Annotated in this window: 23 protein-coding genes; 15 read left to right on the top strand and 8 right to left on the bottom strand. The window is 67.2% G+C overall.

Features of this window, described 5'->3' with window-relative positions; all coding sequences use genetic code 11:
- Positions 1 to 115 precede the first annotated feature (115 nt).
- The 4 genes from MET9862_RS17870 to MET9862_RS29480 all read left to right on the top strand — a co-directional run bounded on the left by MET9862_RS17870 (position 116) and on the right by MET9862_RS29480 (position 4435).
- Positions 116 to 1090 (top strand): ArdC family protein, encoded by a 975-nt coding sequence (locus tag MET9862_RS17870; RefSeq protein WP_142584252.1) that lies wholly within the window; start codon positions 116 to 118, stop codon positions 1088 to 1090.
- Positions 1090 to 1263, top strand: a complete 174-nt coding sequence (locus tag MET9862_RS29485) for a hypothetical protein (protein WP_185156918.1) — start codon at positions 1090 to 1092, stop codon at positions 1261 to 1263. The genes MET9862_RS17870 and MET9862_RS29485 overlap by 1 nt, the downstream gene beginning before the upstream one ends.
- Before the next feature lie 100 nt (positions 1264 to 1363).
- Positions 1364 to 3520, top strand: coding sequence for a ParB/RepB/Spo0J family partition protein (locus MET9862_RS17865; protein WP_142584251.1), 2157 nt, complete (start codon positions 1364 to 1366; stop codon positions 3518 to 3520).
- A gap of 744 nt (positions 3521 to 4264) precedes the next feature.
- Positions 4265 to 4435: a hypothetical protein gene (locus tag MET9862_RS29480; RefSeq protein ID WP_185156914.1), complete on the top strand. Its 171-nt coding sequence runs from the start codon at positions 4265 to 4267 to the stop codon at positions 4433 to 4435.
- A 130-nt stretch (positions 4436 to 4565) separates the two neighbouring features.
- Here MET9862_RS29480 and MET9862_RS30165 read toward each other — a convergent pair whose 3' ends face one another.
- Complete coding sequence (locus MET9862_RS30165; RefSeq protein ID WP_244612774.1) at positions 4566 to 5192, bottom strand: type II toxin-antitoxin system MqsA family antitoxin; 627 nt, start codon at positions 5190 to 5192, stop codon at positions 4566 to 4568.
- A 92-nt stretch (positions 5193 to 5284) separates the two neighbouring features.
- On the bottom strand, positions 5285 to 5500 hold the full coding sequence (locus MET9862_RS17850; RefSeq protein WP_244612773.1) for a type II toxin-antitoxin system MqsR family toxin: 216 nt from the start codon (positions 5498 to 5500) through the stop codon (positions 5285 to 5287).
- Positions 5501 to 5942: 442 nt separating this feature from the next.
- Between MET9862_RS17850 and MET9862_RS17845 the strand changes: the two genes are divergently transcribed.
- The 5 genes from MET9862_RS17845 (at position 5943) to MET9862_RS17825 (ending at position 13810) form a co-directional block, all read left to right on the top strand.
- Positions 5943 to 6263 (top strand): DUF736 domain-containing protein, encoded by a 321-nt coding sequence (locus tag MET9862_RS17845; RefSeq protein ID WP_142584250.1) that lies wholly within the window; start codon positions 5943 to 5945, stop codon positions 6261 to 6263.
- 322 nt (positions 6264 to 6585) lie between these two features.
- A complete protein-coding gene (locus tag MET9862_RS17840; protein WP_142584249.1) occupies positions 6586 to 6894 on the top strand; it encodes a DUF4326 domain-containing protein in 309 nt (102 codons plus the stop codon).
- A 220-nt stretch (positions 6895 to 7114) separates the two neighbouring features.
- Complete coding sequence (locus tag MET9862_RS17835) at positions 7115 to 11482, top strand: strawberry notch family protein (protein ID WP_142584248.1); 4368 nt, start codon at positions 7115 to 7117, stop codon at positions 11480 to 11482.
- Complete coding sequence (locus tag MET9862_RS17830; protein WP_142584247.1) at positions 11482 to 12555, top strand: DUF7146 domain-containing protein; 1074 nt, start codon at positions 11482 to 11484, stop codon at positions 12553 to 12555. The genes MET9862_RS17835 and MET9862_RS17830 overlap by 1 nt, the downstream gene beginning before the upstream one ends.
- A gap of 313 nt (positions 12556 to 12868) precedes the next feature.
- Positions 12869 to 13810 carry a DUF2493 domain-containing protein gene (locus MET9862_RS17825; RefSeq protein ID WP_142584246.1) on the top strand — a complete coding sequence of 314 codons (942 nt, stop codon included), beginning with the start codon at positions 12869 to 12871 and terminating at the stop codon, positions 13808 to 13810.
- 181 nt (positions 13811 to 13991) lie between these two features.
- On the opposite strand, the gene MET9862_RS17820 is transcribed toward MET9862_RS17825, so the two are convergent.
- From MET9862_RS17820 to MET9862_RS17800, 5 genes are read right to left on the bottom strand one after another with little or no spacing between them, the layout of a single operon-like run.
- On the bottom strand, positions 13992 to 15155 hold the full coding sequence (locus tag MET9862_RS17820) for an MFS transporter (RefSeq protein WP_142584245.1): 1164 nt from the start codon (positions 15153 to 15155) through the stop codon (positions 13992 to 13994).
- A 7-nt stretch (positions 15156 to 15162) separates the two neighbouring features.
- Positions 15163 to 16458 (bottom strand): arsenic transporter, encoded by a 1296-nt coding sequence (locus tag MET9862_RS17815; RefSeq protein ID WP_142584244.1) that lies wholly within the window; start codon positions 16456 to 16458, stop codon positions 15163 to 15165.
- A gap of 34 nt (positions 16459 to 16492) precedes the next feature.
- On the bottom strand, positions 16493 to 16918 hold the full coding sequence (arsC, locus tag MET9862_RS17810; RefSeq protein ID WP_142584243.1) for an arsenate reductase (glutaredoxin): 426 nt from the start codon (positions 16916 to 16918) through the stop codon (positions 16493 to 16495).
- Positions 16918 to 17445 carry an arsenate reductase ArsC gene (locus MET9862_RS17805; protein WP_142584242.1) on the bottom strand — a complete coding sequence of 176 codons (528 nt, stop codon included), beginning with the start codon at positions 17443 to 17445 and terminating at the stop codon, positions 16918 to 16920. The genes arsC and MET9862_RS17805 overlap by 1 nt, the downstream gene beginning before the upstream one ends.
- Complete coding sequence (locus MET9862_RS17800) at positions 17438 to 17800, bottom strand: ArsR/SmtB family transcription factor (RefSeq protein WP_142584241.1); 363 nt, start codon at positions 17798 to 17800, stop codon at positions 17438 to 17440. Before MET9862_RS17800 ends, MET9862_RS17805 begins: the two co-directional genes overlap by 8 nt.
- A gap of 47 nt (positions 17801 to 17847) precedes the next feature.
- Between MET9862_RS17800 and arsH the strand changes: the two genes are divergently transcribed.
- Complete coding sequence (gene arsH, locus MET9862_RS17795; RefSeq protein WP_142584240.1) at positions 17848 to 18594, top strand: arsenical resistance protein ArsH; 747 nt, start codon at positions 17848 to 17850, stop codon at positions 18592 to 18594.
- On the opposite strand, the gene MET9862_RS17790 is transcribed toward arsH, so the two are convergent.
- Positions 18591 to 19403 (bottom strand): sulfite exporter TauE/SafE family protein, encoded by an 813-nt coding sequence (locus tag MET9862_RS17790; RefSeq protein ID WP_142584259.1) that lies wholly within the window; start codon positions 19401 to 19403, stop codon positions 18591 to 18593. The two genes, arsH and MET9862_RS17790, sit on opposite strands and share 4 nt — an antisense overlap.
- Positions 19404 to 20432: 1029 nt before the next feature.
- Between MET9862_RS17790 and repA the strand changes: the two genes are divergently transcribed.
- From repA to MET9862_RS17770, 5 genes are all read left to right on the top strand, one after another.
- The gene (gene repA, locus MET9862_RS17785) at positions 20433 to 21650 is read left to right on the top strand and encodes a plasmid partitioning protein RepA (protein ID WP_142584239.1); all 1218 of its coding nucleotides are present in this window, start codon (positions 20433 to 20435) and stop codon (positions 21648 to 21650) included.
- Positions 21647 to 22711: a plasmid partitioning protein RepB gene (gene repB, locus MET9862_RS17780; RefSeq protein ID WP_142584238.1), complete on the top strand. Its 1065-nt coding sequence runs from the start codon at positions 21647 to 21649 to the stop codon at positions 22709 to 22711. Before repA ends, repB begins: the two co-directional genes overlap by 4 nt.
- 187 nt (positions 22712 to 22898) lie before the next feature.
- Positions 22899 to 24026 (top strand): replication protein RepA, encoded by a 1128-nt coding sequence (locus tag MET9862_RS17775; protein ID WP_244612772.1) that lies wholly within the window; start codon positions 22899 to 22901, stop codon positions 24024 to 24026.
- A gap of 1404 nt (positions 24027 to 25430) precedes the next feature.
- Positions 25431 to 25598, top strand: a complete 168-nt coding sequence (locus MET9862_RS29475; RefSeq protein WP_185156917.1) for a hypothetical protein — start codon at positions 25431 to 25433, stop codon at positions 25596 to 25598.
- Positions 25599 to 25822: 224 nt separating this feature from the next.
- Positions 25823 to 26242, top strand: coding sequence for a ParA family protein (locus MET9862_RS17770; RefSeq protein ID WP_142584237.1), 420 nt, complete (start codon positions 25823 to 25825; stop codon positions 26240 to 26242).
- Positions 26243 to 26257 lie beyond the last annotated feature (15 nt).

Below are 26257 nucleotides of genomic sequence, written 5' to 3'. Positions count from 1 at the left end.
TTGAAACCAGGACCGGGGGCGCACGGCCCATCCCAGAGTCGGAGGAAGGCAGGGGCTTCGTGACGGGAGGATCGATCGGAGAGAGGCTCCGGCGCCCGTCGCGAAGGTTTTTCCGATGGCCAGACACGCTGCAGCCCGCCGGGCCCCGACCGAGCGGGTCAACCTCTACCGCGAAATCACCGACCGCATCATCGCGCAGCTCGAGGCCGGCTGCGTGCCCTGGGTCCAGCCCTGGAGCACCGACCCCGGCACCGCCACTGTGGCCATGCCCCGTAACGCGGCCACGGCCCGCGCCTATTCCGGCATCAACGTCATGCTGCTCTGGGCTGCCGGCATCGAGGCCGGCTACTCGACCCAGCGCTGGCTGACCTTCCGCCAAGCCCTCGGCCTCGGGGGCTGCGTGCGTAGGGGCGAGCGCGGCACCGCGGTCGTCTACGCCGACCGCTTCACGCCGCAGGACGAGCGCAAGCGCGCCGACCGCGACGGCGACGAAGCCCGGCAGATCGCTTTCTTGAAGCGCTTCACCGTATTCAACGTCGCCCAGGTCGAGGGACTGCCCGAGGCTCTCACCGCCCCGCTGCCCCCGCCGCGCGAGGAACTCGTCTTGCCGCGCTTCCGTGCTCTGATGGAGGCCTCTGGCGTCACTATTCGGATCGGCGGCGGCATGGCCTTCTACCGCCCGGCCGACGACGTGGTCGTGCTGCCCCCGCCGGAAGCTTTCCACGAGCTGGTGAATTTCCACCGGACCGCCGCCCATGAACTGTCCCACGCGACGGGTCATGCTTCGCGCCTCGCCCGGGAGACGAAGGGCCCGCGCGGCGGTGCCTGCTACGCGCGTGAGGAGCTCGTGGCGGAGATTTCCGCTGCCTTCGTCTGCGCCAGCCTCGGCATCGTGCCAACGGTGCGCCACGCCGACTACATCGGCTCCTGGCTCGAGGTCCTGTCCGGGGACGAGCGGGCGATCGTGCGCGCCGCCGCGCAGGCCAGCAAGGCCGCCGACTGGCTGCTCGGTCGCCTGCCGGATGCGGAGCCGCCTGCCTCGGACAAGGACGGCGATGACGCGCCACCGGCCGCGATGGAGGCTGCGTGATGCGCTTCCGCCGCACGCCCCGACCCAAACCCTATAGTGAGACCTCGCGGAAGCGCGCGGCCTTCCTGCGTAGGCAGCTCCTCGAACGCGAGACCCTGCCGCTCTTCGCGGAGACGATCGCCGCCGGTCAGCACGGCGTCGAGGAGGAGATGGCCCGCCGCGCCGTCTGGTAGAGCTTGCGCGAGCCTGGAGAGGAAGAGAGCGGTGCGCCGCTTCGCGACGGATCTGAAGGTCGAGAGAGAGGCTCTCGGCCCCCGTCGCGGAGACATGACGATGACGAATACACCCCAAAAAATCATTCTCGCCCCGGCCCGGCCGATCCCCTTCAACAAGCTGGTGCTGTGCCAGGCCAACGTCCGGCGCGTGAAGGCCGGCGTGCCGGTCGAGGAGCTGGCCGAGTCGATCGCCCGGCGCGGCCTGATCCAGAGCCTGCACGTCCGGCCTGTGCTCGACGGCGAGGGCCGGGAGACCGGGATGTATGAGGTGCCGGCCGGCGGCCGCCGCTACCGGGCGCTGGAACTCCTGGTGAGGCAGAAGCGGCTGGTGAAGACCGCGCCGGTGCCGTGCGTGGTCTCGGACCCGGGTAGCGGCGTCCTCATCGAGGAGATCTCGCTGGCCGAGAACATCGAGCGGGCGCCGCTCCACCCCCTCGACCAGTTCCGAGCCTTCCAGGCGATGCGCGAGAAGGGCATGACCGAGGAGGCGGTCGCCGCGGCCTTCTTCGTGCCGGTCCACGTGGTCAAACAGCGGCTGCGCCTCGCCGCGGTCTCAGGCGTGCTGCTTGAGGTCTACGCCACTGAGGGCATGACGCTCGAGCAGCTCATGGCCTTCGCCATCACGGAGGACCACGCCCGCCAGGAACAGGTCTGGGAGGCGGTGCGGAATTCCTGGTCGAAGGAGCCCTATCAGATCCGGCGCCTGCTCACCGAGAAGGCGGTGGCGGCGTCGGACAAGCGGGTCGTGTTCGTCGGGATGGAGGCCTACGAGGCGGCCGGCGGAACCATGCTGCGCGACCTGTTCCAGTCCGACGCCGGCGGTTGGCTCCAGGACGTTGCCCTGCTCGACCGCCTCGTGGCCGACAAGCTGAAGGCCGAGGCCGAGGGGATTGCGGCTGAGGGCTGGAAGTGGATCGAGGTGGCGATGAGCTTCCCCTACGGCCATCAGTTCGGCCTGCGTCGGATGGACGGCGAACCCGTCGAAGTGAGCGAGGCTGAGCAGGCGACGATCGACGCACTCACCGCCGAGCAGGAGCGGCTCATCGCCGAGCATGAGGCTCACGACGAGATGCCGGAAGCGGTCGACGACCGGCTCGGCGAGATCGAGGCGGCGCTGGAGGAACTGGCGAACCGCCCGCTGCGCTACGATCCGACCGAGATCGACCGCGCCGGCGCCTTCGTCGGCCTCGGTCATGACGGCCGGCTCCGGGTCGAGCGAGGCTATGTCCGGCCTGAGGACGAGGCGCCGGCCGTATCGAAATCGGAGGGCGAAGACGAGACAACGGATGGCGAGCGCGGCCGGGATGATGCGATGTCTCAGCCGGCGGTGCAGCGGGCGGTCATCACGATCGGCGGTGCGCCGGCCGAGCCCGAGCTGGAGGAGGACGGCATCCGGCCGCTGCCCGACCGGCTGTTAGGGGAGCTCACGGCGCACCGCACGCTGGCGCTGCGCGACGCGGTGGCGAACCGTCCGCAGGTCGCGCTGACGGCGCTGCTGCACAAGCTGGTGCTCGACACCTTCCGCTTCCGATCGGCGCAGGGTTGCCTGGAGGCCTCGGTCCGGCAGATCCACTTCCCCGCGCAAGCCGAGGACCTGAACGACAGCGGCTGCGCACGCGCGGTGGCCGAGCGGCACGCGGGCTGGAAGGCCGAGCTGCCCGAGGACGACGATGCGCTCTGGGACTGGCTGGGTGCCCTCGACGAGGCGAGCCGAATGGCATTGCTCGCGCATTGCGTCAGCTTCGGCATCAACGCGCTGCACGAGAAGCCGAACCCCTATGGCGGGATGGGTGTCTCGGAGCACGGGCTGCGGGTTCGCCTCGCCCAGGCCGACCGGCTGGCGCGGGCGATGGACCTCGACATGGTGTCCTCCGGTTGGCGGCCCACCGTGGCGAACTATCTTGGGCGCGTCACCAAGGCGCGTATCCTGGAAGCGGTTCGCGAGGGGGCAGGCGAGCGGGCGGCGCAGCTCATCGACCATCTGAAGAAAGGCGAGATGGCGAAGGAGGCCGAGCGCCTTCTCGCGGACACCGGCTGGCTGCCCGAGCCGCTGCGCCTCGAGCCCGGCGACGGCGAGGCGGACCCGGCCGAAGGGCGGAACGAGGATGCCGGCGGGTCGGAGGAGGCCGACGCATTACCGCCCTTCCTCTCTGTCGAGACCGGGTCGGAGCAGGACGATCCTGCGAGCGACACCTACGGCATCGCGGCTGAGTAGGAACCACACCAGACTGGACATCCGGCTTCGGGCACATGCCCGGAGCCGCGCGGGGAGAGCTACGGACGCCTCATGCTGCGGCTTCCTTCCGGCGATCGTGCCGCCTGGGTGCAGTCGACATCGAGAGGCTCTTCCCGGCGAGATGGCGCCGCAGCGTCCGATGAGCTGATCAGCGCCTCGATCGTGATCGAGCGGCCGATCTGGGCCGGCGTGCATTTTTTCGACTCTGGGTTCGACGGACACCACCGCCCGGCTGAGCCCGGCGAGCGCGGCGGGGATGACCGGGAAGCTCGGCAGCCAGTTGGCGGTTGTGCGCCACGTAGGCCGTTACGGTCTCGGCTGCCCAGCCCACGGTCTCATTCGCTTCCATCTCGATTCGATCGCTCCGTCGCTTCGACACCGCTCACGAAGGATCGCGCTACGGCTGACGAGGTCAGCGGTCCTCCCTTTGAAGTCCGCGGTTTTGCCGTGCGGACCAACCAGATCGACCGTCGAGGATGGGTCACCGGGTCAAGAGTCGACACCAGCACAGATCATACACCGCTCGCGCCAGGGACCACCCCACTCTCATCGGCGCAATTCCTTGGTCACTCCCGCAGCCTTCCACGATCAACCCGCAAGGGGTCCGCTACGCCGAGGCGTGCGGCCGCTGTGGCTTCGCCTTCACGGTGATCGCGGCCGCGTCCGGACACATTGGGCGCCCGTCGAGCGGGGATGGCCCCGCCGAAAGACGGGAGCCGGACCATGGCGCACGATCTCATCCTCGCCCGAAGCCACGCCTACCACCTCGCGCGCACCTTGATGGTCTGCGTAATCCTGTTCCAGACGGACGGCGGCTACGGCGTCATCCCCTCCGACGAATTCGACGGCGATTCTTCCTACATCATCCTGGAGTTCGATCCGCACGCAGTCTGACCGACCGCGAGGGGGCGCAGGGCCGCGCGACGGCCCGGCCCTCTCCTACGAAGGCTTGGCCGAAACGGACGGCGGCTCAGCCTGCCTCGGAGTCCGGCGGCAGCGAGGCGGAGGGCCTGGACTGCGGCCTTCAGCCGATGGCGCCGCTCCGCGCTGTCGAGGAACCACATCTCGATCGCGACCGGGTCGAGCGTGTCGACATAGGCCGAGCTCGGCACGGCGCAGCCGGATGACCGAATCGTGCGGATGTTGTGCTGATAGCGCCGAACCCGCTCGGCCATCGGCAGCTCCGGACCGTGCTGCAGCAGCTCGTCCTTCGGCAAAGTCGGCATCGGGCGTCTCCCTGCCGGAGCTCTTCGGCGAGTTCGGGATGCCGATCCAGGACCCGGATGAGCTGGATCGTCGGCCCGCTCGGCTCCACAAGTCCCCGCTCGTACTTGTCGAAGGCGCTCTCGCCGACTCGCAGCAACGCCCCCGCCTCTCGTTGAGAGAGCTTCAGCTTCGTCCGGACCCGGCGGATCGTTGCCGGTGTCGGCACGCCGTCGACCTTCTCCTTCAGGCTGCGTAGCGCGCCGTCGACCAAGGCCATGTCGTCGCCGACATGCACTCCCTCCCCCTCCCCTTCCGGGTAGTAGCCCTGCAGGTCGACCGTAAGGGTCTCGCCCTTGTAGGCGACGGTGAACGGGCGCACGCCGCGCATCAGCACCTGGCCGGTCTCCGGCGACGGCATCGTCTCGGGCAGCGCGTCCGGCGGCATCCTCATCTCTCCTTGAACGACATGACCCGAAACTCCGTGACCACGTCCGCCTGGACCTTCAGGGAGAGCACCAGCCCGGCCGCCGGGCCGTGCTAGACGTCCTGCCAGACGCGATGGTCGGCGTACGTGGTCATCGACTTCACGAACATCCTCCGCTCGAGGTCCAGGATCGTCGCTGAGACGCCGTGGCGGTCGAATCCGAAAGCCGTCGCATCGCGCAGCGCTGAGGTGGTGATCGCCAGCGTTCGGGCCGACCCGAGGACCTGCTTCACCGCGTCGAGGTCGTAGGTCGGACGCCGCTTCTCCATTCCACCCGATCTTGACACCATAAAGGTGGCAAAACAAGACGCCGTGTCACGGTCTCAGTCCCGGATGCCGATCACAGAACGTGTCCGACCGAGGGTTGATCGGACCATACTCCTGTCTTGGGCGTCGCTGAAGCCGTGTGCCGCCGAAATCTCCGTGACGCACCTGTCGCCGCCCGCTGACCGCGTGGCCTCTCTCATGGCCTGATCTGGCCGGGGCCGGCTGACGCCTCGCCCGGCTTGCCGCAACGGCTGCCGGTCTAGTTTCTTCCCCTGCTGCGCTGACGCTTCGCATTCCTCGCGGGACAACAAACCCGCCCGTCCGCCGTCCTCCGCTGACGCTTCGGCCTGCTGCGCGAGGTGCGGCGCCGGTCGCCTCCGGCCTCAACGATCGCCATCGAGGCCGCGGTGGTCGCGGGCTCGGAACAGGACACGGAGATACCCAATGGCGACCATCGGCAGCTTCACCAAGATCGAAGACGGCTTCACTGGCCAGATCGTCACCCTCTCGGTTCAAGCCCGGAACGTCCGCATCGTCCAGGACCCGCGCGCCACCGGCGAGAATGCCCCCAGTCACCGAGTCTACGTCGGCCGGGCTGAGATCGGGGCGGCGTGGTCCAAGCGCTCGAACGAGGGCCGCGAGTACCTCAGCCTGAAGCTGGACGATCCGAGTTTCACCGCGCCGATCTACGCCAACCTCTTCGACGACGAGGACGGCGAGGGCTACTCGCTGATCTGGTCCCGGCCCAATGGCCGCCGGGACTGAGCCGCCTCACGACGCCCCGCCCGGTCGAAGCCGGGCGGGGCCGAACCACGCTGGTTGCGGACTATGCCGGGGCGGTTCCGCTTCGGCCAAGATGGAATGCTTCCCTGGAGGAGGGCCGGCGCCTCGCCCCTTCCCTGGCTCCCTGCCGCGCGTTCGGCGCCACGCTGCGCGCCTCCTCTCCTGATCGCTTCCGCTTCCCCGCATGGCCGCGCCGCGGCGGAGGTCAACGGACAAGCCGTTTCCGCTTCGCCCCCAGGCTCGCGTGACCACCGCCGCTCGACCGCGTCCGCCTGGGCGCTCTCAGCGATCGGGAGACGCAATGATGGGCCGGGTTCTGAACAAGCGTCACGCCGGTATGACACCGGGCGCGGTCTACATCGGCCGCGGCTCGAAATGGGGCAATCCGTTCGTAATCGGGCGCGACAGCGACCGGGCGACGGTGATCGCGAAGCACGAGCGCTGGCTGGCGGACCGGCACGATCTGCTGCGGGCGCTCGACGAGCTGCGGAAGCGCGACCTCGTCTGCTTCTGCGCGCCGCTGCCCTGTCACGGCGACCTGCTGCGCCGGCTGGCCAACGCCAGCCGTGATGAACGCATCGCGTGGTGGCGCAGCGTCAAGGCTACGGCCTGAGAGGCCTGAGAGGCACAGGGCAGCGGGCATGGGACGAGCCGGCACGTCCCTCAGCAACCGCCTCTCCGAGGGCATCGCGCGATCCGGCGCAGTGCCCTTTGCACGTCGATCCGGCCGCGGCGCAGGGAGGCAGAGGAAGGCCGTGACGGGATCGAGCCGGTGCGGATCGAGAGAGAGCGCCGCCCGAGCTTGGTCCGTTCCGCTCTTCCGAGATCTGCTGATGAACGCCATCACTCCCCCTACCGCGGTCCCGGCCGCGCAGCCGCTCCCGTGCGCCCCCGCCGCCGACACGGCACCCGCTATCCTCGTCGCCGCCAGCCTGCTCCTGCCCCGTCTCGAGCGCGGCGAGCGCGTCGACGCCGCGACCCTGCGCGATGTCATGGAGGCCGCCTTCGGTGCCTCCGACGCGGACGGCGCCTGGGATTGGAAGCTGGCCTACGAGGCTGGCGAGGCCGCGACCGTTCTGTTCCTTCGCAAGTACGGCCGGGCGTTGTTCCGTGCGGCCCCCTCCCCTTCCGGCCGCCTGTCCCTCCTATCGAAGATTGCCGGCCTACTGCCAGCGCACACGCGCCGCTCCGAGGAGGCCCAGGCGCGCCAGCAGTTCTCGACCCCCTCCCCGCTCGGCCTCGCCGCGCTGACCGCCGCAGCGATCACACCGGCCGACCGGGTGCTCGAGCCCTCCGCCGGCACAGGCCTTCTCGCCATCCTGGCCGAGATCGCCGGCGGCGCGCTCACGCTCAACGAGCTCGCCGAGACTCGTGCCGGCCTCCTCGCCTCCCTCTTCCCGGCCATCCCCGTCACCCGCTTCGACGCCGCACAGATCGACGATTACCTCTATCCCAGCGTCATACCCACCGTCGTGCTGATGAACCCGCCGTTCTCGGCGCTGGCCAACGTCTCGGGCCGCGTGTCGGACGCCGCCCTTCGGCACGTCGGCTCGGCGCTGGCTCGCCTGGCGCCCGGCGGCCGGCTGGTGGCGATCACCGGCGCAGGCTTCTCGCCGGAGGCGCCCGCGTGGCGCGACGCTTTCGTCCGGCTCCAAGCCCAGGGCACCGTCGTGTTCACCGCGGCGGTCGACGGCACCGTCTACGCCCGCCACGGCACGACGATCGACACGCGGCTCACCGTCATCGACAAGCGGCCGGCAGAGGATCCCTCCCTCTTCCCGGCTTCGGCCGGCACGGCACCGGACGTTGCTACCCTGCTCGCCTGGATTGTGGCGTTCGTGCCGCCAAGGCTGCCCCTTAAGGGTCCGCCGTCCTCACCGCGCCAATCGGCCGGGGGTGTGCGTCCCGCCGTCGGACGTTCGGTCCATACTCCCCTCCCCCGCGCCACCGCCCCCGCTCGTGCCCCCAAGTTGTTCGAGCCTGAGGGTGTCTCGCTGGAATACGAGACGGTGGACTGGCAACCCGCCGAAGGGGGCCGCCTGACCGAAGCGCTCTACGAGCCCTACGCCCTCCAGACGATCCTTATACTTGGCGCCGAGCCGCACCCGACCAAGCTCGTTCAGTCTGCCGCGATGGCCTCGGTCGCTCCGCCGAAGCCCTCGCATCGCCCGATGCCGCCGGCGAACGTGGTCGCGGACGGCCTACTCTCCGACGCGCAACTCGAGACCGTGATCTACGCCGGGGAGGCGCACGCCGCACATCTCGCCGGATCGTGGACGGTCGACCAGACGTTCGACACCGTCACCGCGGCACCGGACGCCGCGAACGCGGTACGCTTCCGCCGCGGCTTCATGCTCGGTGACGGCACCGGTACCGGCAAGGGCCGTCAAGTCGCCGGCATCCTGCTCGACAATTGGCTCTCCGGCCGGCGCAAGGCGGTCTGGGTCTCGAAGTCCGATACCTTGATCGAGGACGCACAGCGGGACTGGTCGGCGCTGGGTCAGGAGCGCCTCCTGGTGACGCCGCTGTCGCGGTTTACGCAGGGCAAGCCGATCACGTTGCAAGAGGGCATCCTGTTCACCACCTACGCGACGCTCCGCTCGGACGAGCGCGGCGAGAAGATCTCGCGCGTGCGCCAGATCGTGGATTGGCTCGGCGTTGGCTTCGATGGCGTCATCGTCTTCGACGAGAGCCACGCCATGCAGAACGCCGCGGGTGGAAAAGGCGAGCGCGGCGACGTCGCCGCCTCGCAGCAGGGCCGGGCCGGCTTGCGCCTCCAGCACGCGCTTCCCGATGCCCGCGTGCTCTACGTCTCGGCGACGGGGGCGACCACGGTGCACAACCTTGCCTACGCCCCGCGCCTCGGCCTGTGGGGCGGTAGCGACTTCCCTTTCGCCACGCGAACGGAGTTCGTCCAGGCGATCGAGGCCGGCGGCGTCGCGGCGATGGAGGTGCTGGCCCGCGATCTGCGCACGCTTGGGCTCTATACGGCCCGCTCGCTGTCCTACGAGGGCGTCGCCTACGAGCTGGTCGAGCACGCGCTGACCCCTGAGCAGACCGCGATCTACGACGCCTATGCCGGGGCCTTCGCGATCATCCACACCCATCTCGACGCGGCGATGCGGGCGGCCAACATCACCGGGGCCTCGGGCACGCTGAACCGGCAGGCCAAGTCCGCCGCGCGTTCGGCCTTCGAGTCGACCAAGCAGCGCTTCTTCGGTCATCTTCTGACCAGCATGAAGACCCCGAGCCTGATCCGGGCGATCGAGCGAGATCTGGCAGCGGGCCATGCCGCGGTGATCCAGATCGTCTCGACCGGCGAGGCGCTGACCGAGCGACGCCTGGCCGAGATCCCGACCGAGGAGTGGAGCGACGTGCGCGTCGACGTCACCCCGCGGGGGTACGTGCTGGGCTACCTCCAGCACGCCTTCCCGGTGCAGCTCTACGAGCCCTTCACCGACGGCGAGGGCAACCTTTCCTCCCGGCCGGTCACGCGAGATGGTCAGCCGGTCTTGTGTCGCGAGGCGGTGGCCAGGCGCGACGCGCTGATCGAGCGGCTCGCCGCACTCGACGCCGTGCCGGGCGCCCTCGACGCGATCGTGCAGCACTTCGGCACGGAGAACGTCGCGGAGGTGACGGGCCGCTCACGCCGAATCGTGAGGAAGCGTGGTGGGGACGGCATCGACCGCCTTGCCGTCGAGAGCCGCGCGGGCGGCGCAAACCTCGCGGAGACCGCGGCCTTCATGGACGACCTGAAGCGCATCCTCGTATTCTCGGATGCGGGCGGCACCGGGCGATCGTACCATGCAGATCTGGCGGCGAAGAACCAGCGGCTGCGGGTGCATTACCTGGTCGAGCCGGGCTGGAAGGCGGACGCAGCGATCCAGGGGCTCGGCCGCACCAATCGCACGAACCAGGCACAGCCGCCGCTGTTTCGGCCGGTGGCCACGGATGTGAAGGCGGAGAAGCGCTTCCTCTCGACCATCGCCCGCCGGCTCGACACCCTCGGCGCGATCACCCGCGGCGCCCGCCAGACCGGCGGTCAGGGCCTGTTCCGGCCCGAGGACAACCTGGAGAGCGTGTACGCGCGGGACGCCCTGCGGCAACTCTACGGGCTGCTCGTGCTCGGCAAGGTCGAGGGCTGCTCGCTTGACACCTTCGAGGCAGCGACGGGCTTGAAGCTGACCGGCGAGACCGGAGGCCTCCTCGACGAGCTGCCGCCGATCACCACCTTCCTCAACCGTCTCCTGGCGCTGACCATCGCGCTTCAGGGCGTGCTGTTCGAGGCGTTCGAAGGATTGCTCGCCGCCCGGATCGAGGGGGCGATCGCCAGCGGCAGCTACGACGTTGGGTTGGAGACGTTGCAGGCCGAAAGCTTCACCGTTACCGATACTCAGGTGATCCACGTCCATCCCGGCACCGGCGCCGAGACGCGGCTGCTGACCATCACCCGGCGCGATCGCAACCGGCCGGTGACGCTGGCCGGGGCCCTCGAGCGTTTGGACGACCCGCGTGCGCGGCTCCTTCGCAACGATCGCTCCGGCCGTGCCGCCGTGCAGGTGCCGTCGCCCGGCATGATGCTTGATGACGGGTCGATCGAGCGCCGGGTACGACTAATAAGGCCGATGGAAACGCAGCGCCTGCCGGAGCGGATGATGGCGGAGACGCACTGGATCGAGGCTGGTCCGGAAGCCTTCGCCACCACTTGGGAGGCGGAACTCGCCGAGGTGCCGCCCTTCACCGACTCGAACCTCCACATGGTCGCCGGCCTGCTGTTGCCGATCTGGAAGCGGCTGCCGGCCGAGTCGACGCGGGTGTACCGGCTCCAGATTGACGCGGGTGCGCGCCTCATCGGGCGGCGCGTGTCGCCGGCCTGGGCCGCAGCCGCGCTGGCGAACGAGGGCGGGATCATCCTGTCGGCCGACGCGGCACACGCCGCCCTCGTCGAGGGGCGCACGATGCTCGATCTCGCCGACGGACTCCAGCTCCGCCGCGCGCGGGTGATGAACGCCCACCGCATCGAGCTCCTCGGCTTCACCGAGCCGATGCGCGAGCGGTTGCGCGCCCACGGCCTGTTCGGCGAGATCATCTCCTGGCGCCTGCGCTTTTTCGTGCCCGTCGACTCGGGTGGGGTGGCGGTGTTGGCGAGGCTCCTCGCGGCCCACCCTATCGCCCGCATCGGCGAGCGGGAGGCCGCGTGATGGACCGCGTCGAGATATCCGAGCTGGCTCGTCGGCTCGGCGAGGAGGCCGAAGCCGTCTGCCGCCACTATCTGTCCAACGGCCGCCGCCAGGGCCGGTACTGGCTCGTCGGTGACGTCAATAACAGCGCCGGCTCCTCGCTCTACGTGCGCTTGACCGGGCCGGGCTCCGGAAAGGGCCGGCGCGGCAAGTGGACGGACGCGGCCAACGGCGAGCATGGTGACCTCCTTGACCTAATCCGGTTGAACCGCCGCCACGCAGACTGGCGCGAGACCCTGGACGAGGTGCGCGACTTCCTGCGTCTGCCCAGGCCGGCCGTATCCAACCGCGAGCCGCGGCGCGAGACCGGCGTGGACGCAGATCGCGATGCCGTAGGAGCCGCGCAGCGCCTGTTTCGCATGGGCCGGCCCCTGGCGGGGACGCCGGTTGCCGCCTACCTCGCCGGCCGCGGGCTCGGCCATGCGCTCGGTTCGGCAGCCCTGCGCTACCACCCGCGCTGCTACCACCGCTTGAAGGACGGCACGACGGTTCAGCACCCTGCCCTGCTGGCGGCCGTTACCGATCTGGGCGGGGCGGTCACCGGGGTCGCTCGCACCTGGCTTACCCGGGATGGAAGCGGCAAGGCCGACGTTGCCGATCCGCGACGGGCGCTCGGCCACCTGCTCGGCCACGGGGTCCGTTTCGCCGGCGCCGTGCCGGGCGTGCTGGTGGCCGGCGAGGGGCTGGAGACCGTGCTGTCGGTGCGCCGTACGCTGCCGGCGATCCCGGCGGTGGCCGCGCTGTCCGCCAACCATCTCGCGGCCCTCCTTTTCCCTTCCGGCCTGCGCCGCCTCTACGTCGCCCGGGACGCCGATCCGGAGGGGCTGCGCGCCTACGAGACGCTCCGGGGCCGGGCCGAGGCCGCGGGCGTCCCCGAGGTGCGGGAGCTCGTGCCGCTGGCCGACGACTTCAACGCCGACCTGATGCGCCTCGGCCCGCGCGGCCTGGCGCTGCATCTGGCGCCTCAGCTCACCGAGGCGGATGCGATCACCCATCTCCGAGTCGAAGGCGATGCGGCCGACGTGGCGGCCTGATGCGGTCACGAGACCGGACCGCTGCTCGGTCGAGGGGCAGCACCAAGGCGCCCGAGGAGAGCCGGCGCGGCGGCCTTCCTGAGAGGGCGACCGCTACCGGGTCGTGTTGCGCGCGCAACGGCCTGCGGCCGACGATTTTCCGCCGCCGCCCGAGGGCGGCTTTGCAGCGCGAGGCAAAATCGCCGCCGCCGGCCGTCCTCCGCTGCCGCTACGGCCCTCCCGCCTCGCTCGGGTGCGCGCGCCCTCCGATCCCGGTCCGGGTCACCATGAAGGCCGCGGCGGTCGCGGCTTCCCGGACCCAAGAGGCGCCCCCATGCTCGACCAGCACGACTCCCCCGCATTCGCACCGGATCGTCAAGGCGGTGGCCAGGGCGATCACCTCTTGGATGAGTTGCTGACCCACCACTACCGGCCCTTCGAGCAGGAGGCGGACCCGCGTCCCCTGCCCGAGCCCGAGGCGGTCGAGGCCGCGGTCGTGGGTGCGATGAACGCGCTCACCGACGTGCTCACCGACACCCGGCTCGAGGACGACGCCACCGACCTACTCTGGGGCTTCGTGAACCTGTTCCAGCGCCGCGTAGAGCACCTCGACCGCAAGCTCGACGACAACGAGGTGGCGCAGAAGCGCTCCCAGGGCGAGCAGGACGGATCCGAGGTGCGCTCGGTCGAGCTGGAACGGCTGATCGCGCTGGGGCTCAGCCTGACCGAGCGGCGCAATGCCTTCGAGTTCACCCGCGACGCGGCCGCCGCCGTCTACGGCGTCCAGACCGGCTCACTCTGGCGCCCGCGTTCCGGGTCGCAGGTCAACCGGCGCACCATGACGGCGGCGATGATCGACTCGCGCGACTTCCTGGCCGCCAAACGCCGGGCGGAGACCGAGATCCTGGTGCCGCCGGGGCCGCGCATCGCCTTCACCGGAGGCAACGACTATCAGGACGTGCAGCGGATTTGGAGCGTGCTCGACAAGGTCAAGGCGAAGCACCCGACCATGGTGCTGTTGCATGGCGGCAGCCCGAAGGGAGCCGAGCTGATCGCCGCGAAATGGGCCGACAGCCGCCAGGTGCCGCAGGTGGCGTTCCGGCCGGACTGGACGAAGCACAACCGGGCCGCGCCCTTCCGGCGCAACGACGCGATGCTGGAGGCGCTGCCGATCGGTGTGGTGGCTTTCCCGGGCAGCGGCATCAGCGAGAACCTCGCCGATAAGGCCCGGGCCAACGGCATCCCGGTGCAGCGGGGCGTGCGAGCTGGCGCTTAGGCGCCGACATCTGGACGGGCGACGCGGCGGACCGCCATGATCGCTGCGCCGGCCTTCGCGAGTGCGACGTGCTGGACGGCTCGAAGAGCAAGTCCGCTAGGATTTTAGGCCTGTTTCGCGCGATCGAACCCATCACCGGACATGCAGCTGTTGCTGTGCCTGTGGGTCTAGATCGTCGCCCCTAGCGCGTCCTCCGCAGTGCGCCGACGAGGCCGAGGTTCGCGAGCGCCAGCAGCGCCAGCATAATCCAGAGAACGCCGGCACCGCCGTGGGAGAGCACGAACGCGCCGAGGGGGGGAGCCAGCGCCTGGGCGATCAATCCCGGCCGCGCCAGACGCCCGACCAGCGCCGGATAGCGGACCGGGCCGAACAGAGCGAGCGGCACCGTGCCTCGCGCGATCGAGTAGATCCCGTTGCCTCCGCCGTAGAGCACAAGTGCCAGCCCGACGACGGGCAGACCCGCGGCCAGCAATCCAAGACCGAGAGCGATCAGGTACGTGGCCGCCGTCAGGGTCCACAACGGGTGATACCGCCCCTTTCCTGCCATCTCCATGAGACGGGCCGCGACCTGGGCCGGTCCGATCACGGCGCCGTATGAGACCGCTGAGGCGAGTGGGACGCCACGCCCCTGGAGCAGGGTCAGCAGATGCACCGAGACCAGGGCCATGCTCGCGCCGCCGAGCACGAGCACCCCGGCGAACAGCAGGAACAGTCGGCGTTCCTGAGCTGCAAGCGGTGTAACCGCCCTCCGGCCGATGTCCGGCGTCGTCGGCGAGGCCGATGCCGACGGGATCAACAGTAGCACGAGCGGCAGCGTGACCCCGAGATGCAGGCCGGCATAGGCAAAACACGTCGCCCGCCAGCCGATATGCGCGACGAGATGCACCGACAGCGGCCAGCACACGGTGCTGGCGAACCCGCCCCATAACGTCAGGGCCGTGATCGCCGGCCTGGCGTCCGCTCCGTAGAGGCGGCCGAGAGTGGCATAGGCAGGATCGTACAGTCCGCAGCCCATACCGAGGCCGATCACCAACCAGCCGACCAGGAAGACCGGCAGCGACGGCGCCAGACCAAGCACGATCAAGCCGAGGGCCAGCAGCACCGCCGCCAGTCCCAGCACGGGCCGCCCGCCGTACCGGTGGATCGACGCGCCGACCTGGGGCGAGGCGAAGGCCGCGACTAGGAGACCGAGCGACAAGCCGCCGACGATTCCGGTCAGTGGCCACCCGGTTTCCTTCGCCACCGGGTCCGCCAAAACCGCCAAGAGGTAGAACGACGACCCCCAGGTAAAAATTTGCACCACGCCGAGCGCGGAGATCACCGGCCAGCGGCGTGCCCGATCCATCGGCAGACTATTGCGGCCCGAGCAATGGCAGCCATAGGGCCAGTGCGAGCAGCGTCACCAGCAGCACGGGCGGCGTGATCACCAGGCCGACCTTCATGTACTGGCCCCAGCCGATTTTCTGGCCCTTGGTGGCGAGGACGTGCAGCCAGAGCAGCGTCGCCAGGCTGCCGATCGGCGTGAACTTCGGTCCGAGATCGCAGCCGATCACGTTGGCGTAGACCATCAGCTCGCGCATCAGCGGCGACAGGTCCGGGGCCTGCTGGATCGACAGCGCGCCGACCAGCACGCTCGGCATGTTGTTCATCACCGACGACAGGAGGGCAGCGGCAAAGCCGGTGCCGACCGTGGCGACCCACGGGCCGTGCCCGGCCAGCCAGGTAAGGCCCTTGGCCAGCTCGTCGGTCAGGCCGGCGTTCTTCAGGCCGTAGACCACCAGATACATGCCGAGGCTGAACAGCACGATCTGCCAAGGCGCTCCGGTCAGCACCTTGTGGATCGGGATCACACCGCCCCGGCCGGCTAGCGCCAGCAGCACGGCCGCCCCGGCACACGTAACAACCGACACCGGTACGCCGAACGGCGCGGTGACGAAGTAGGCGACCAGAAGCACGCCGAGCAGCGGAAAGGCCGCCCGGAACACCAGCGGATCGCGGATCGCGACACGCGGCGGTTCGAGCTGGCCGACCGGATAGCTCGCTGGCACGTCGCGGCGGTAGAATAGCCAAAGCACTACCAGCGTCGCGGCGAGCGACACCAAGTTCACCGGCATCATCACGGCGGCATAGCGCCCAAAAGTGACGTCGAAGTAGTTGGCCGAGACGATGTTCACGAGGTTGGAGATCACCAACGGCAGACTGGTGCTGTCGGCCACGAACCCGCAGGCGACGATGAAGGCCAGCGCTGCCGCCGGCTTTAAGTTCAGCCGCAGCAGGATCGCCAGCACGATCGGGGTCAGCAGCAGAGCCGCGCCGTCGTTAGCGAACACCGCCGCGATCGCCGCGCCGAGCAGGATCACCAGCGGAAACAGCAGGCGGCCCCGGCCCCCGCCCCAGCGGGCGATGTGCAGCGCGGCCCAATGGAAGAACCCGGCCTCATCGAGCAGCAGCGAGATGATAATCAGAGCTACGAACGTGAACGTGGCGTCCCAGACGATGTGCCAGACCACCGGAATGTCGCCGGGGTGGATGACGCCGAGAACCAGCGCCACGGCGGCCCCGATCAGGGCGCTCCATCCGATCCCGAATCCGCCCGGTTGCCAGATGACGAACACGAGGGTGACGACGAAGATGGCAATCGCTTGCATCGGGGCGGTTTCTTCTTATTGGTGGGTGTGAGGCTCAGGCGGTGGCGACGCGGCGGCCATGCTCGTCCACGACGCGCTCACCATCCTCTTTGACGAACTCGCCCTGCTGCGCCGGCAGCAGACCCAGCACGGCCTCGGACGGCCGGCACAGGGCGACGCCGTTGGGGGTGACCACCAGCGGCCTGTTGAGCAGGATCGGATGCGCCTCGATCGCGTCGAGGAGCCGGTCATCGGACAGTGTCGGATCTCCCAGGCCCAGCTCCGCGTAGGGCGTGCCCTTCTCGCGCAGCACGTCGCGCACCAAGAGGCCGGCGCGGGCCAGTAGCTGGACCAGCAGCGCCCGTGCCGGCGGCGTCTTCAGGTACTCGATCACATGCGGCTCGATGCCGGCGTTGCGGATCATCGCCAGGGTGTTGCGCGAGGTGCCGCACGCTGGGTTGTGGTAGATCACCACGTCCATCACGCGACCTCCGGCCGGCGCGATGAAGCGCCGTCCTGCTGGCCGATCTCGCGGACCTTGGACGACAGCGCCACCCCATCCAGGCTGGTGATCGGCAGCGCGACAAAGGCCCCGATCCGGTTCTTGAGGTAGCGTTGGGCGGTGATGAACGCCCGCCTGCGCTCGATGTCCGCGCCCTCCACGGCGGCGGGGTCTTCAATACCCCAATGCGCCGTCACCGGCTGGCCGGGCCAGAAGGGGCAAGTTTCGCCGGCAGCGTTGTCACAGACCGTGAACACGAAATCCATCACCGGGGCGTCCGGCGTGGCAAACTCGTCCCAGGACTTCGAGCGCAGACCCTGCGTGGGGAAGTCGCTTTGTTCGAGCGTTTCCAGGGCCAGCGGGTGCGGCTGTCCCTTGGGCTGACTGCCGGCGGAAAACGCCTGGAAGCGCCCCTGCCCCAGCTTGTTGAGCATGGCTTCGGCCAGGATCGAACGAGCCGAGTTGCCGGTGCAGAGAAACAGCACGTTGTAGATGCGGTCAGACATGGGTGGTGATTCCGGTGGGTGAGCAGCAGGCGGCGAGCGCTTCGACCGCTGGGGTGCAAACCTCCGGGCGGCCCTGGCAGCAATCGCGCATCAGGAACTCGATCAGGCCCGACAGCGGCGTGTAGGCGGCGCTGTAGATGATCGAACGACCTTCACGCCGCGACTGGATCAAGCCGGTGCGGCTCAGTTCCTTGACGTGAAAGGACAGGTTGGTGCCGGACACGCCGACCTCGCCGGCCAGTGCGCCGGCGGCCAGGCCGTCCGGCCCTGCCGTGACCAGCGCCCGCACGATGCGCAGGCGGTGTTCCTGCCCGAGGGCCGCGAAGGCAGCGACGGCTTGCCGTTCGTCGATCATTGATGCAATGTCTCAATCATAATTGAAACGTAGAGAAAAGCTGCGCCTTGGACAAGCCCCCTCAGCCGTTCACCGATGGCCTGCCGAACCTCAGCCAGGCGCACTTTGCGGTGCTGACGCCAGCACAGTTGCAGGTGGTTCAGCCGTTCACACATGCCCCCCGCTTCCTGATCCTCTATGGATCACTCCGCGAGCGGTCGTTCAGCCGGTTGCTGGCCTACGAGGCCGCCCGCTTGTTGGAAGCGATGGGTGGCGAGGTGTGCATCTACGATGCCCATGGCCTGCCGCTGCCCGACGACACCACCGCCGATCACCCGAAGGTGCAGGAGTTGCGCAACCTCTCGATCTGGTCCGAAGGGCATGTGTGGGTGTCGCCGGAGCGGCACGGCAACATGACCGGCGTGATGAAAAGCCAAATTGACTGGCTGCCGCTCAGCGAAGGTTCGGTGCGCCCGACCCAGGGCCGGACGCTCGCCGTGATGCAGGTTTCCGGCGGCTCGCAGTCCTTCAACGCCGTGAACTCCTTACGCCTGCTCGGCCGCTGGATGCGGATGATCACCATCCCCAACCAGTCGTCGGTGCCGATGGCCTACAAAGAGTTTGACGAGGCCGGCCGGATGAAGCCGGGGCCGCTCTACGAGCGCGTGGTGGACGTGTGCGAGGAACTGATGAAGTTCACGCTGTTGACCCGTGAACGGGCCGACTACCTGGTGGACCGGTACAGCGAACGGAAAGAGCGGGAGCCGGACCGCCTGAAGGCGGTGGCGGCAGATATTGGCTTGGGAAAACGCTAGGCGTGCCGCCAGACCTTTACCGCCGAGATCAGGAGAATGGCCGCCAGCACCGGCAGCAGCACGACTGAGGGTACCAAGCCTAGCAGTTGGCCGCCAATGAATGTGCCTAGGATCGACCCGGTGGCCATCGTCAGCAGGAACCCCCGGTTGCGGCCTAGCACGGAAAAGCTCTGGTCGCGGCTGTAGCGGGTAAACCCCACCAGCATCGTCGGCAGGCTCACCGCCAGCGACAGGCTACCCGCCAATTTGATGTCGGCGCCGAACAGCACAACTAGCGTCGGGATCAGCAGCTCGCCGCCGGCAACACCGAGCAGTGACGCCACCACGCCGATCAGAAACCCAAACACGACCCCGGCGACGATCTGCGCCGGCCCCGTGGCCAAGGCAGCCCCGGCCGTCGTATCGTGCCCGAGCACCAGCACGCCCGCGATCAGCACGAGCATGACGGCAATCACCTTGTAGAGGGTTTCCGAGCGGAGGCGGGTGGCCCATCCTGCCCCGAGCCAAGCCCCGAGCAGGCTTCCGGCCAACAGGTTGAGGATGGCCGGCCAGTGCGCCGCGATCTCGCCGAAGGGCACCGTGCGTGCCCGGAACGGCAGCGCCGTAGCGACCACCACCAGGCTCATGGCCTTGTTGAGAATGACAGCTTCCAGCGCTGCGAACCGGAAAGCGCCGATCAGCAGCGGCAGGCGGAATTCGGCCCCGCCGAGACCGATCAGGCCGCCCAGTGCCCCGATGATGGCACCACCTCCAAAGGCGGCAGGGGCGCTACCGTCGGCAGGAGAGTGGGCAGCGGGTTGTACTGGCATGCCGGTAGGTATGGCCGACGATAGCGGGCTGGCAATCACCAGACACGACTCTCGGACCATCGCGAGTGGCTTCTGGGAGCGGACACGGCCCAACCATTCCAGCATTCCCTCCCGGCATGCGGCAGGTCAGCGGCACCGGCCACATCGACGAAATCGCCCTCGCCCCAGGGAAGCGTAGAACCGATAAATCGCAGCGGAATAAGTGGCAATCCAGTCTTTACCGTCGGTTTGAATCCGGGCCTTGGAGCGCCCTACCCCGACAGCGCGCGACCCAGGACCAAGATCTTGGTTTGGCGTCCGTCAGCAGCTTTCGCCTTCCCGGCAGCGGTCGCCATCCCGGCTTGGAGATCATCGGTACCACAGGGCAAGCCGAGCAGAGGATTCGTCTGCGGACGTTCATTGCGATTCCGTCCAGCGCGGACCTGAGCTCCCTGGGTCCTGTATGTCGCACGGAGACCTATATGGGCGTCCCCTGCGGGACGCGCTCTAGTCACGGGCGTCCCGCCCGCGACCGGAGCCCCAACCGGGTCTCCGCCCTGCGGGTCACGATCGCTGACGCTATAGCCCCCTTGAGCGGTAGCCAGGATCGCTCTGTCGTTTCAATGCAGAGATGATCTCGGCGGCTGATCCACTCTCGGCTTCATCGCAGAAATGGATGACCGGAATGGCGGAGAGTATGGTTGGTCAGGCGTCAAACGCGTCGCCCGCGTGCGCCGGAGTTGCCAGCTGGCAACTTTTTGATGCGGCAACCAGGAAGGCATCACGGCGTCAGATTTGCGCCACTCGTGGTCGGCGTGGACGCATTCTCGACTGGCCGTTTGTCCGATTTCAAAGATCGCAATCGGCAACGGTCACGATCGATCCGAGCCCGGCGCCCATCAGACGGTCGATCCCTGCTCACATCAAATTGCTCCTCGAAGGCAGTGAGCCGAAACGGTTAACGGCGGTTAACCAAAAATCTCTTGGCGAAATCCCGACTCAGCGCCATTGTGTTACGGCAAATCGCCGCGATCCGCGATGGAACCGTAAATGATCGATCAGCCGAAAGAACACTCGAAAGCCGCAGATGCGGCTCGCGCTTCGATCACGGCGATGATCGGCAGCGACGGGAGCGCGCTGTCCGCCGAACTCAATGCGCTGCGAAAGGCTCTGTTTCCACCAGCCTCTCAGAAGGTCCTGCGATCCTTTTCCTCCGGCGAGGCCGCGAAACTCGTCGGCGTCGCGGACGGATATCTCCGGCAGCTTTCGCTCGCCGGCCGAGGTCCGCAAGCCGAGACCGGAGCGGGTGGGCGTCGGTCCTACACTCTTGGACAGATCAACGAGTTGCGGGACCTGCTCGACGACGCTCCTAAGGGAAAGCGCTATGTTCCCCATCGGTCGGACGGCGAGCATTGCCAGGTTCTCGCTGTGGTGAACTTTAAGGGTGGCTCCGGAAAGACCACGACCGCCGCCCACTTGGCGCAGTTTTTAGCGTTGAAAGGCTATCGGGTCCTCGCTGTCGACCTTGATCCGCAAGCGTCGATGACGGCCTTGCACGGCTACCAACCGGAATTCGACGTCGACGCCAACGAGACGCTCTACGCCACAATCCGTTATGACGGCGACCAGCGGCCGCTTCCTGAGGTCATTCGAAAGACCTACTTCGCAGGCCTCGACCTCATCCCGGCGAACCTCGAATTGATGGAGTTCGAGCACGACACGCCGAAGGCCTTGGCAGATCGCGGTAGCGAACCCTTCTTCGGACGCATCGCAACCGCGCTCGGCACGGTGGAAGCCGATTACGATGTGATGGTGCTGGACTGTCCCCCGCAACTCGGCTTCCTGACGCTTGGAGCCTTGTGTGCTGCGACTGCCATGATCGTGACGGTTCATCCGCAGATGCTCGATGTCATGTCCATGTGCCAGTTTCTGCTGATGACCTCAGACATGCTCGGGGTCGTACAAGAGGCCGGTGCTCACCTGGACTACGACTTCCTTCGCTACGTCGTCACCCGATACGAGCCGTCCGACGGTCCGCAGACCCAGATGGTCGGGTTTATGCGGTCGCTGTTCCGCGAGCGGGTTCTCACGCATCCGATGTTGAAATCCACCGCGATCTCGGACGCGGGCCTGTCAAAGCAAACTCTGTACGAGATCGGTCGAGAAAGCTTCTCCCGCGCCACCTATGATCGGGCGATTGAAGCGCTCGACAATGTCAACGGCGAGATCCTCGCCCTGATGCATCAAGCCTGGAATCGGCCGACATGATCAAGCGGAAGGATACGCTTCGCGCCGCATTGACAGCGCGCGAGCGAGAGTTGCCAACTGGCAACTCTGCGAACACGGACGGGGAGGGACGGGAGCCTTCCGCGGCCCCGTCGGCACTTCCAGCAGCAGCTGAGCCCGCCCGGCCGCTCGTGCGCTCAGGAGCGGTCGGCGCGATGGGGCGCAGCCTTGGCCGCATCGCACACGCGGCCGACGAGGCACGCGCCATGATCGCCGCCGGCGACACGGTGGTCGAATTGGACCCTGGCTTAGTGGACCCGTCCTTCATCCCCGACCGGCTCCCGGCCGAGGCGCAGGATCTTACGGACCTTGTCGCGTTGATCCGGGACCACGGACAGCAGGTTCCTATCCTCGTACGACCGCATCCGGAACACCCCAGCCGTTACCAGGTCGCCTATGGTCACCGTCGGCTGCGCGCCGCGGTCGCGCTGGGACGACCCGTTCGGGCTGTCGTGAAGACGCTCTCGGACGCCGATCTCGTGGTGGCCCAAGGCCAGGAGAACTCGGCGCGAACCGATCTCAGCTACATCGAACGGGCTCTGTTTGCCGTCTCGCTCGAGGACCGCGGCTTTGACCGCGCCACAGTCATGTCGGCCCTCGTGATGGAGAAGACGCAGCTCTCGCGCCTGATCGCGATCGGGCGGGCCGTACCCGCCGATCTTGTGACCGCCATTGGTCCCGCGCCGAAGACCGGGCGCCCGCGTTGGTCAGCCCTCGTGGAGGCCCTCGCGCGGGCCGATGCGGATGACGTCCTCAAAGTGACGCTCGGCCGGCAGGAGTTCCAAGGTCTCGATTCGGACAGCCGATTCAGGCGTGTTTTTACAGCCCTCACGGCTACACCGCGCCCCGAACGCGGCGGATTGGTCTCGGCCTGGAAAAATTCGATCGGTCAGGCCGTCGTTCGCATCGATCAGAATGCCCGGCGCACGCATCTCATGATCGACGAGCGTATTGAGCCGAGCTTCGGCGCCTTTCTGATCGACAACTTGCCCGACCTCTACGACGCGTTTCGGTCTCGAAAGACGAAAGGCGACTCATCATGACGAATGTGTTGCAAAACCTACAATTAAGAGGGCAGGGGAGGCGCCAAGCCGTGACGCCATCGATTCACAGGAATCTCGGTTGTCGTCTCGGAAATCTGAATACCCCGACTCGGCGGGCTCCGATCCGGCGCGTTAGCCTCCGGTCGAAACCTCCCATTGGGCCTCTTACCTGTACCGAGCACCAACGATGATGCCCGTCCCTCCGCTCGACGGCTTCGACGACATCCGAGACTCGGATCTCGTTGCCCTGGTCGAGAAGGCGCGCGGAAGCATCGCCTACAACGCGACCTTGACCGTCGCGCGCGCCGACCAAGCCCGGCGCGATGCCGATCGTGCTCAGGCCGCGGCCGCCGAGACAGAGCGGGACAAGACCGCCGGCGCCCGCGCGAAGCTGGCACGGAATGCTCGGCGTCGCGATCTTATTCGGGAAGTCATCGAGAACGAGCCGGCCGCACCGGAAAACATCCAGCATCTCCACTCGGTCCTCGCCTTGTGCGGCCTTCCCTATCGGGAGCCGAAAGGTGCGACGAACTTCTTCCGTGAGTATGGGCGCAACACGCTTGCCATCAATGCCGGCCGGCTGACCAATCCGATCTCAGGTGACATGGAGTTGCAGGGCCTTCCCTATGGACCGAAAGCGCGGCTCCTGCTGCTGCATCTCTGCACCGAGGCAGTCAAGCAACGGAGTCCCAAGATCGAGGTCGCGCACAGTCTATCGGGGTTTATTCGCGATATGGGCTTCCCGGTTACTGGCGGAGACCGGGGCACCCTGAAGCAGTTCAAGGAGCAACTGAACCGCTTGGCAGCCTGCAGCATGCAGATCGGCCTCTGGGACGGCAGCCGGGCGTCGACGCTCAACGTTCCTCCCTTCCGTCAATTGGATGTCTGGTTGCCGCTCAATGCACACCCTGACCAGGGTCTGCTCTGGTCTTCGACTATAACCTTCCAGACCGATTTTTTCGACAATCTGCTCCAGCACGCGCTGCCGGTCGACATCAGGGCAGCCCGGGCCTTTGCCGGGTCCGCCCGGCAACTCGATCTGCTCTTCTGGGTCGGATATCGCCTGTCTCGGCTCGAGCGTCCGCTCCGTCTGACCTGGGATAATCTTTACAAACAGTTCGGGAGCGAGAACGGCTCGATTCGGTCCTTCCGCCAGGAATTTCGAAAGGACGTCGCTCACCTCACCGAGGTCTTTCCTCGTCTGAGGCTCACGCTGGACGAGAACGGGATGCAACTTCTGCCGTCCGATCAGAAAGACCTTTTGGTGCCACCGAAGGCCGTCCTCGCGAATAGACGTGCACGCGCAAAGGGTTGATTCCGCCGACTTCCCTACGGGTGATTCGCTCAGCGTCGGTCTAAGCGCCCAATGCATCATGCCGCCGAGTCCGGCGACAGGTGCGCTCTGATCGCATCTGAGTCGGCAAGGCGGCAGCCGTCTTCGCACGAGAGCGTCATGACGCGTCATCTGAGCGGCGCACGTAGACTTGCCTACGCCTCTCCCCATCGTTCACGGCGCGACCACTCCTGATCACGAGCAGGACATCCGAACCTCTCAGGCTCTCCGGCTGCCGTGGGACCACCTGAAAAATCGTCGGTGCTTTGACCCTCGCACTCTCTGCGTAGGACCAAGAAAACCTGCTGTCTCCGGGACTGCACGACGGTCTGACGCGCTGATTTGCCTACGCGATGTCAGGACGATCGCTGCCCGATCTGGGTTGTCATCTTGCCGAGTTGCCTACGCCCCGTCGGAACGCGAAAGATCCGTTTTTACGCCGATTTCCCTACGCTCGACCCGCGCTCGGATCGGTTTCTTGCGGGTCGTCCACGCCGCCATGGCGTCACGCTGATTAGCCTACGCAAGCGCGAGAAAAATGCTCATAGCTTGGAGGGCTTTAGCCAATGCTCCACGCTGATTACCCTACGCTGGCACGTCGAGTCGCCTACGGTTGGTCCCGCCGAAGACGCCGATTTCCCTACGCAACCACGCCGATATGCCTACGGATTCACGCCGATATGCCTACGCGAAGCCCTGTTAAGTGCCTGAGGGAAATACGAAATTCAGCCGCGCATATAGCTTTCATATAGCTCTACAGATACAAGGTGCGGAATCTCTTTCCCGAATCATCATAACAAAGCGGCTTCTTAAAAAATTCCTTTAGATAGATGCTGAAAAACCGACGGCCGATTGAGCGTTGGACGGCAGGGGATTGAGCGACCTACAAAGACAACGAATCTCCGTACTTCACACGGCCGGTAGGGTGCCGTTGCTCACTATGGCTTCGATTGACCGACATCCATGGCTTTAGAACTGAAAAGAACGCGAGCTGGCCAACATGAAACCTATCGACATGTAGCGTGCGGTTCAAAGCATGGTTTTCGGCAAAGCCGGGTTGATATCGGAATAGCTGAGGTTCTTCCAACAAGGGTGGCCGTTCGACACCTTGCTGTCGCTCGTTGACCGTGTTCCGCAAGGAATTCAGCCTAACCTTGATGCGGAAGGAAACGTCGCTGGGCGCCCCATCCTGAAACGAAGGATCTGCTCAGTCCGCCAAGGATACTGGCGCGGATCGGCCTGCCTCAAGGACGAGCGGTGCCCCCAAAATGCTGACGCATTTCGGCCCCCCCACTCGCCGGCTTCGCCGGTCGCTCCGCGATCCTTGACCCATGCCGACACGAGCCCGTGCACGCCCTCGTCTTCACATGACGAGAGGAACACAACATGTCCCGTATCGACCATATTGCGGAACTGCGCGCGGAGCTCGCCCACTGCGTCCTGACCAAGCGGGAGCGGGCGGAGATCGAAGCGGAACTGAGAAGCGCTCTCCTGGCGCTGGCTCCAAGCGATGACTCGGCTCCAGAGGCCGCCTGTGAAGCCTACGCCGCCTAGGAGGCGGAGCCGGACACGGGAGGCGGCGCGCCCGCCTCCCAGCATTCCGCATGATCGACACATCGGACGGACCCCGCCCGCTCCCCAGGTCACATCATCCGACCGACACCTGTGACTTTTCACAACGTGTTTCGGGTTGGAGCGACTCGTAGTTTCGCATCCGCCTGCCGATGACGGGAACCTCCTGTCTTCGGCCGGAGGGAGGGCGCGAGCCGGATCATGCGATGAAGGTGCTCGTCGTCAACAACCAGAAGGGTGGCGTCGGCAAGAGCACGATCGCCGTCCATCTCGCCTGGTACTTCGCGGAACTCGGCCAACGGGTGCTGTTCGTCGATCTCGATCCGCAGCAGAACGGAAGCTCGACCCTTGAGACGTATGCGGGAGCCGTTCCGGCGTCCGCCCTGTTTGCCGACCCAGTCCAAATCGAACCTTTGATGGAGCCAGGCATCCGCGTGGTGCCGGGTGACCCGAAGCTCCAGAGCATCAATGACGTCGAGGCCCAGGTCATCAACCGGTACAAGGCGAACCTGACGGCGGCCGCCGACGGCTTCGACGTTGCCGGGTCGTGTCCGTCAATGAGGTGGAAATTCGGGGTGGAGTTGGAGCGGCCATCGGTCAGGCGGCCTGAGGTGGAATTGCTGTGAGGGTGTCGTCGAGCA

This window comes from Methylobacterium symbioticum (assembly GCF_902141845.1).
Lineage (GTDB): Bacteria > Pseudomonadota > Alphaproteobacteria > Rhizobiales > Beijerinckiaceae > Methylobacterium > Methylobacterium symbioticum.
The sequence above is the reverse complement of the archived record's forward strand: the minus strand, read 5'-3'. Positions and strand labels throughout refer to the sequence as shown.

What these genes read in the sequence shown, in the direction of transcription:
- MET9862_RS17870 (WP_142584252.1), top strand. Translation starts at nt 116, where the DNA reads ATGGCCAGACACGCTGCAGCCCGCCGGGCCCCGACCGAGCGGGTCAAC.
- MET9862_RS29485 (WP_185156918.1), top strand. Translation starts at nt 1,090, where the DNA reads ATGCGCTTCCGCCGCACGCCCCGACCCAAACCCTATAGTGAGACCTCG.
- MET9862_RS17865 (WP_142584251.1), top strand. Translation starts at nt 1,364, where the DNA reads ATGACGAATACACCCCAAAAAATCATTCTCGCCCCGGCCCGGCCGATC.
- MET9862_RS29480 (WP_185156914.1), top strand. Translation starts at nt 4,265, where the DNA reads ATGGCGCACGATCTCATCCTCGCCCGAAGCCACGCCTACCACCTCGCG.
- MET9862_RS30165 (WP_244612774.1), bottom strand. Translation starts at nt 5,192, where the DNA reads ATGCCGCCGGACGCGCTGCCCGAGACGATGCCGTCGCCGGAGACCGGC.
- MET9862_RS17850 (WP_244612773.1), bottom strand. Translation starts at nt 5,500, where the DNA reads ATGGAGAAGCGGCGTCCGACCTACGACCTCGACGCGGTGAAGCAGGTC.
- MET9862_RS17845 (WP_142584250.1), top strand. Translation starts at nt 5,943, where the DNA reads ATGGCGACCATCGGCAGCTTCACCAAGATCGAAGACGGCTTCACTGGC.
- MET9862_RS17840 (WP_142584249.1), top strand. Translation starts at nt 6,586, where the DNA reads ATGGGCCGGGTTCTGAACAAGCGTCACGCCGGTATGACACCGGGCGCG.
- MET9862_RS17835 (WP_142584248.1), top strand. Translation starts at nt 7,115, where the DNA reads ATGAACGCCATCACTCCCCCTACCGCGGTCCCGGCCGCGCAGCCGCTC.
- MET9862_RS17830 (WP_142584247.1), top strand. Translation starts at nt 11,482, where the DNA reads ATGGACCGCGTCGAGATATCCGAGCTGGCTCGTCGGCTCGGCGAGGAG.
- MET9862_RS17825 (WP_142584246.1), top strand. Translation starts at nt 12,869, where the DNA reads ATGCTCGACCAGCACGACTCCCCCGCATTCGCACCGGATCGTCAAGGC.
- MET9862_RS17820 (WP_142584245.1), bottom strand. Translation starts at nt 15,155, where the DNA reads ATGGATCGGGCACGCCGCTGGCCGGTGATCTCCGCGCTCGGCGTGGTG.
- MET9862_RS17815 (WP_142584244.1), bottom strand. Translation starts at nt 16,458, where the DNA reads ATGCAAGCGATTGCCATCTTCGTCGTCACCCTCGTGTTCGTCATCTGG.
- arsC (WP_142584243.1), bottom strand. Translation starts at nt 16,918, where the DNA reads ATGGACGTGGTGATCTACCACAACCCAGCGTGCGGCACCTCGCGCAAC.
- MET9862_RS17805 (WP_142584242.1), bottom strand. Translation starts at nt 17,445, where the DNA reads ATGTCTGACCGCATCTACAACGTGCTGTTTCTCTGCACCGGCAACTCG.
- MET9862_RS17800 (WP_142584241.1), bottom strand. Translation starts at nt 17,800, where the DNA reads ATGATCGACGAACGGCAAGCCGTCGCTGCCTTCGCGGCCCTCGGGCAG.
- MET9862_RS17790 (WP_142584259.1), bottom strand. Translation starts at nt 19,403, where the DNA reads ATGCCAGTACAACCCGCTGCCCACTCTCCTGCCGACGGTAGCGCCCCT.
- repA (WP_142584239.1), top strand. Translation starts at nt 20,433, where the DNA reads ATGATCGATCAGCCGAAAGAACACTCGAAAGCCGCAGATGCGGCTCGC.
- repB (WP_142584238.1), top strand. Translation starts at nt 21,647, where the DNA reads ATGATCAAGCGGAAGGATACGCTTCGCGCCGCATTGACAGCGCGCGAG.
- MET9862_RS17775 (WP_244612772.1), top strand. Translation starts at nt 22,899, where the DNA reads ATGATGCCCGTCCCTCCGCTCGACGGCTTCGACGACATCCGAGACTCG.
- MET9862_RS29475 (WP_185156917.1), top strand. Translation starts at nt 25,431, where the DNA reads ATGTCCCGTATCGACCATATTGCGGAACTGCGCGCGGAGCTCGCCCAC.
- MET9862_RS17770 (WP_142584237.1), top strand. Translation starts at nt 25,823, where the DNA reads ATGAAGGTGCTCGTCGTCAACAACCAGAAGGGTGGCGTCGGCAAGAGC.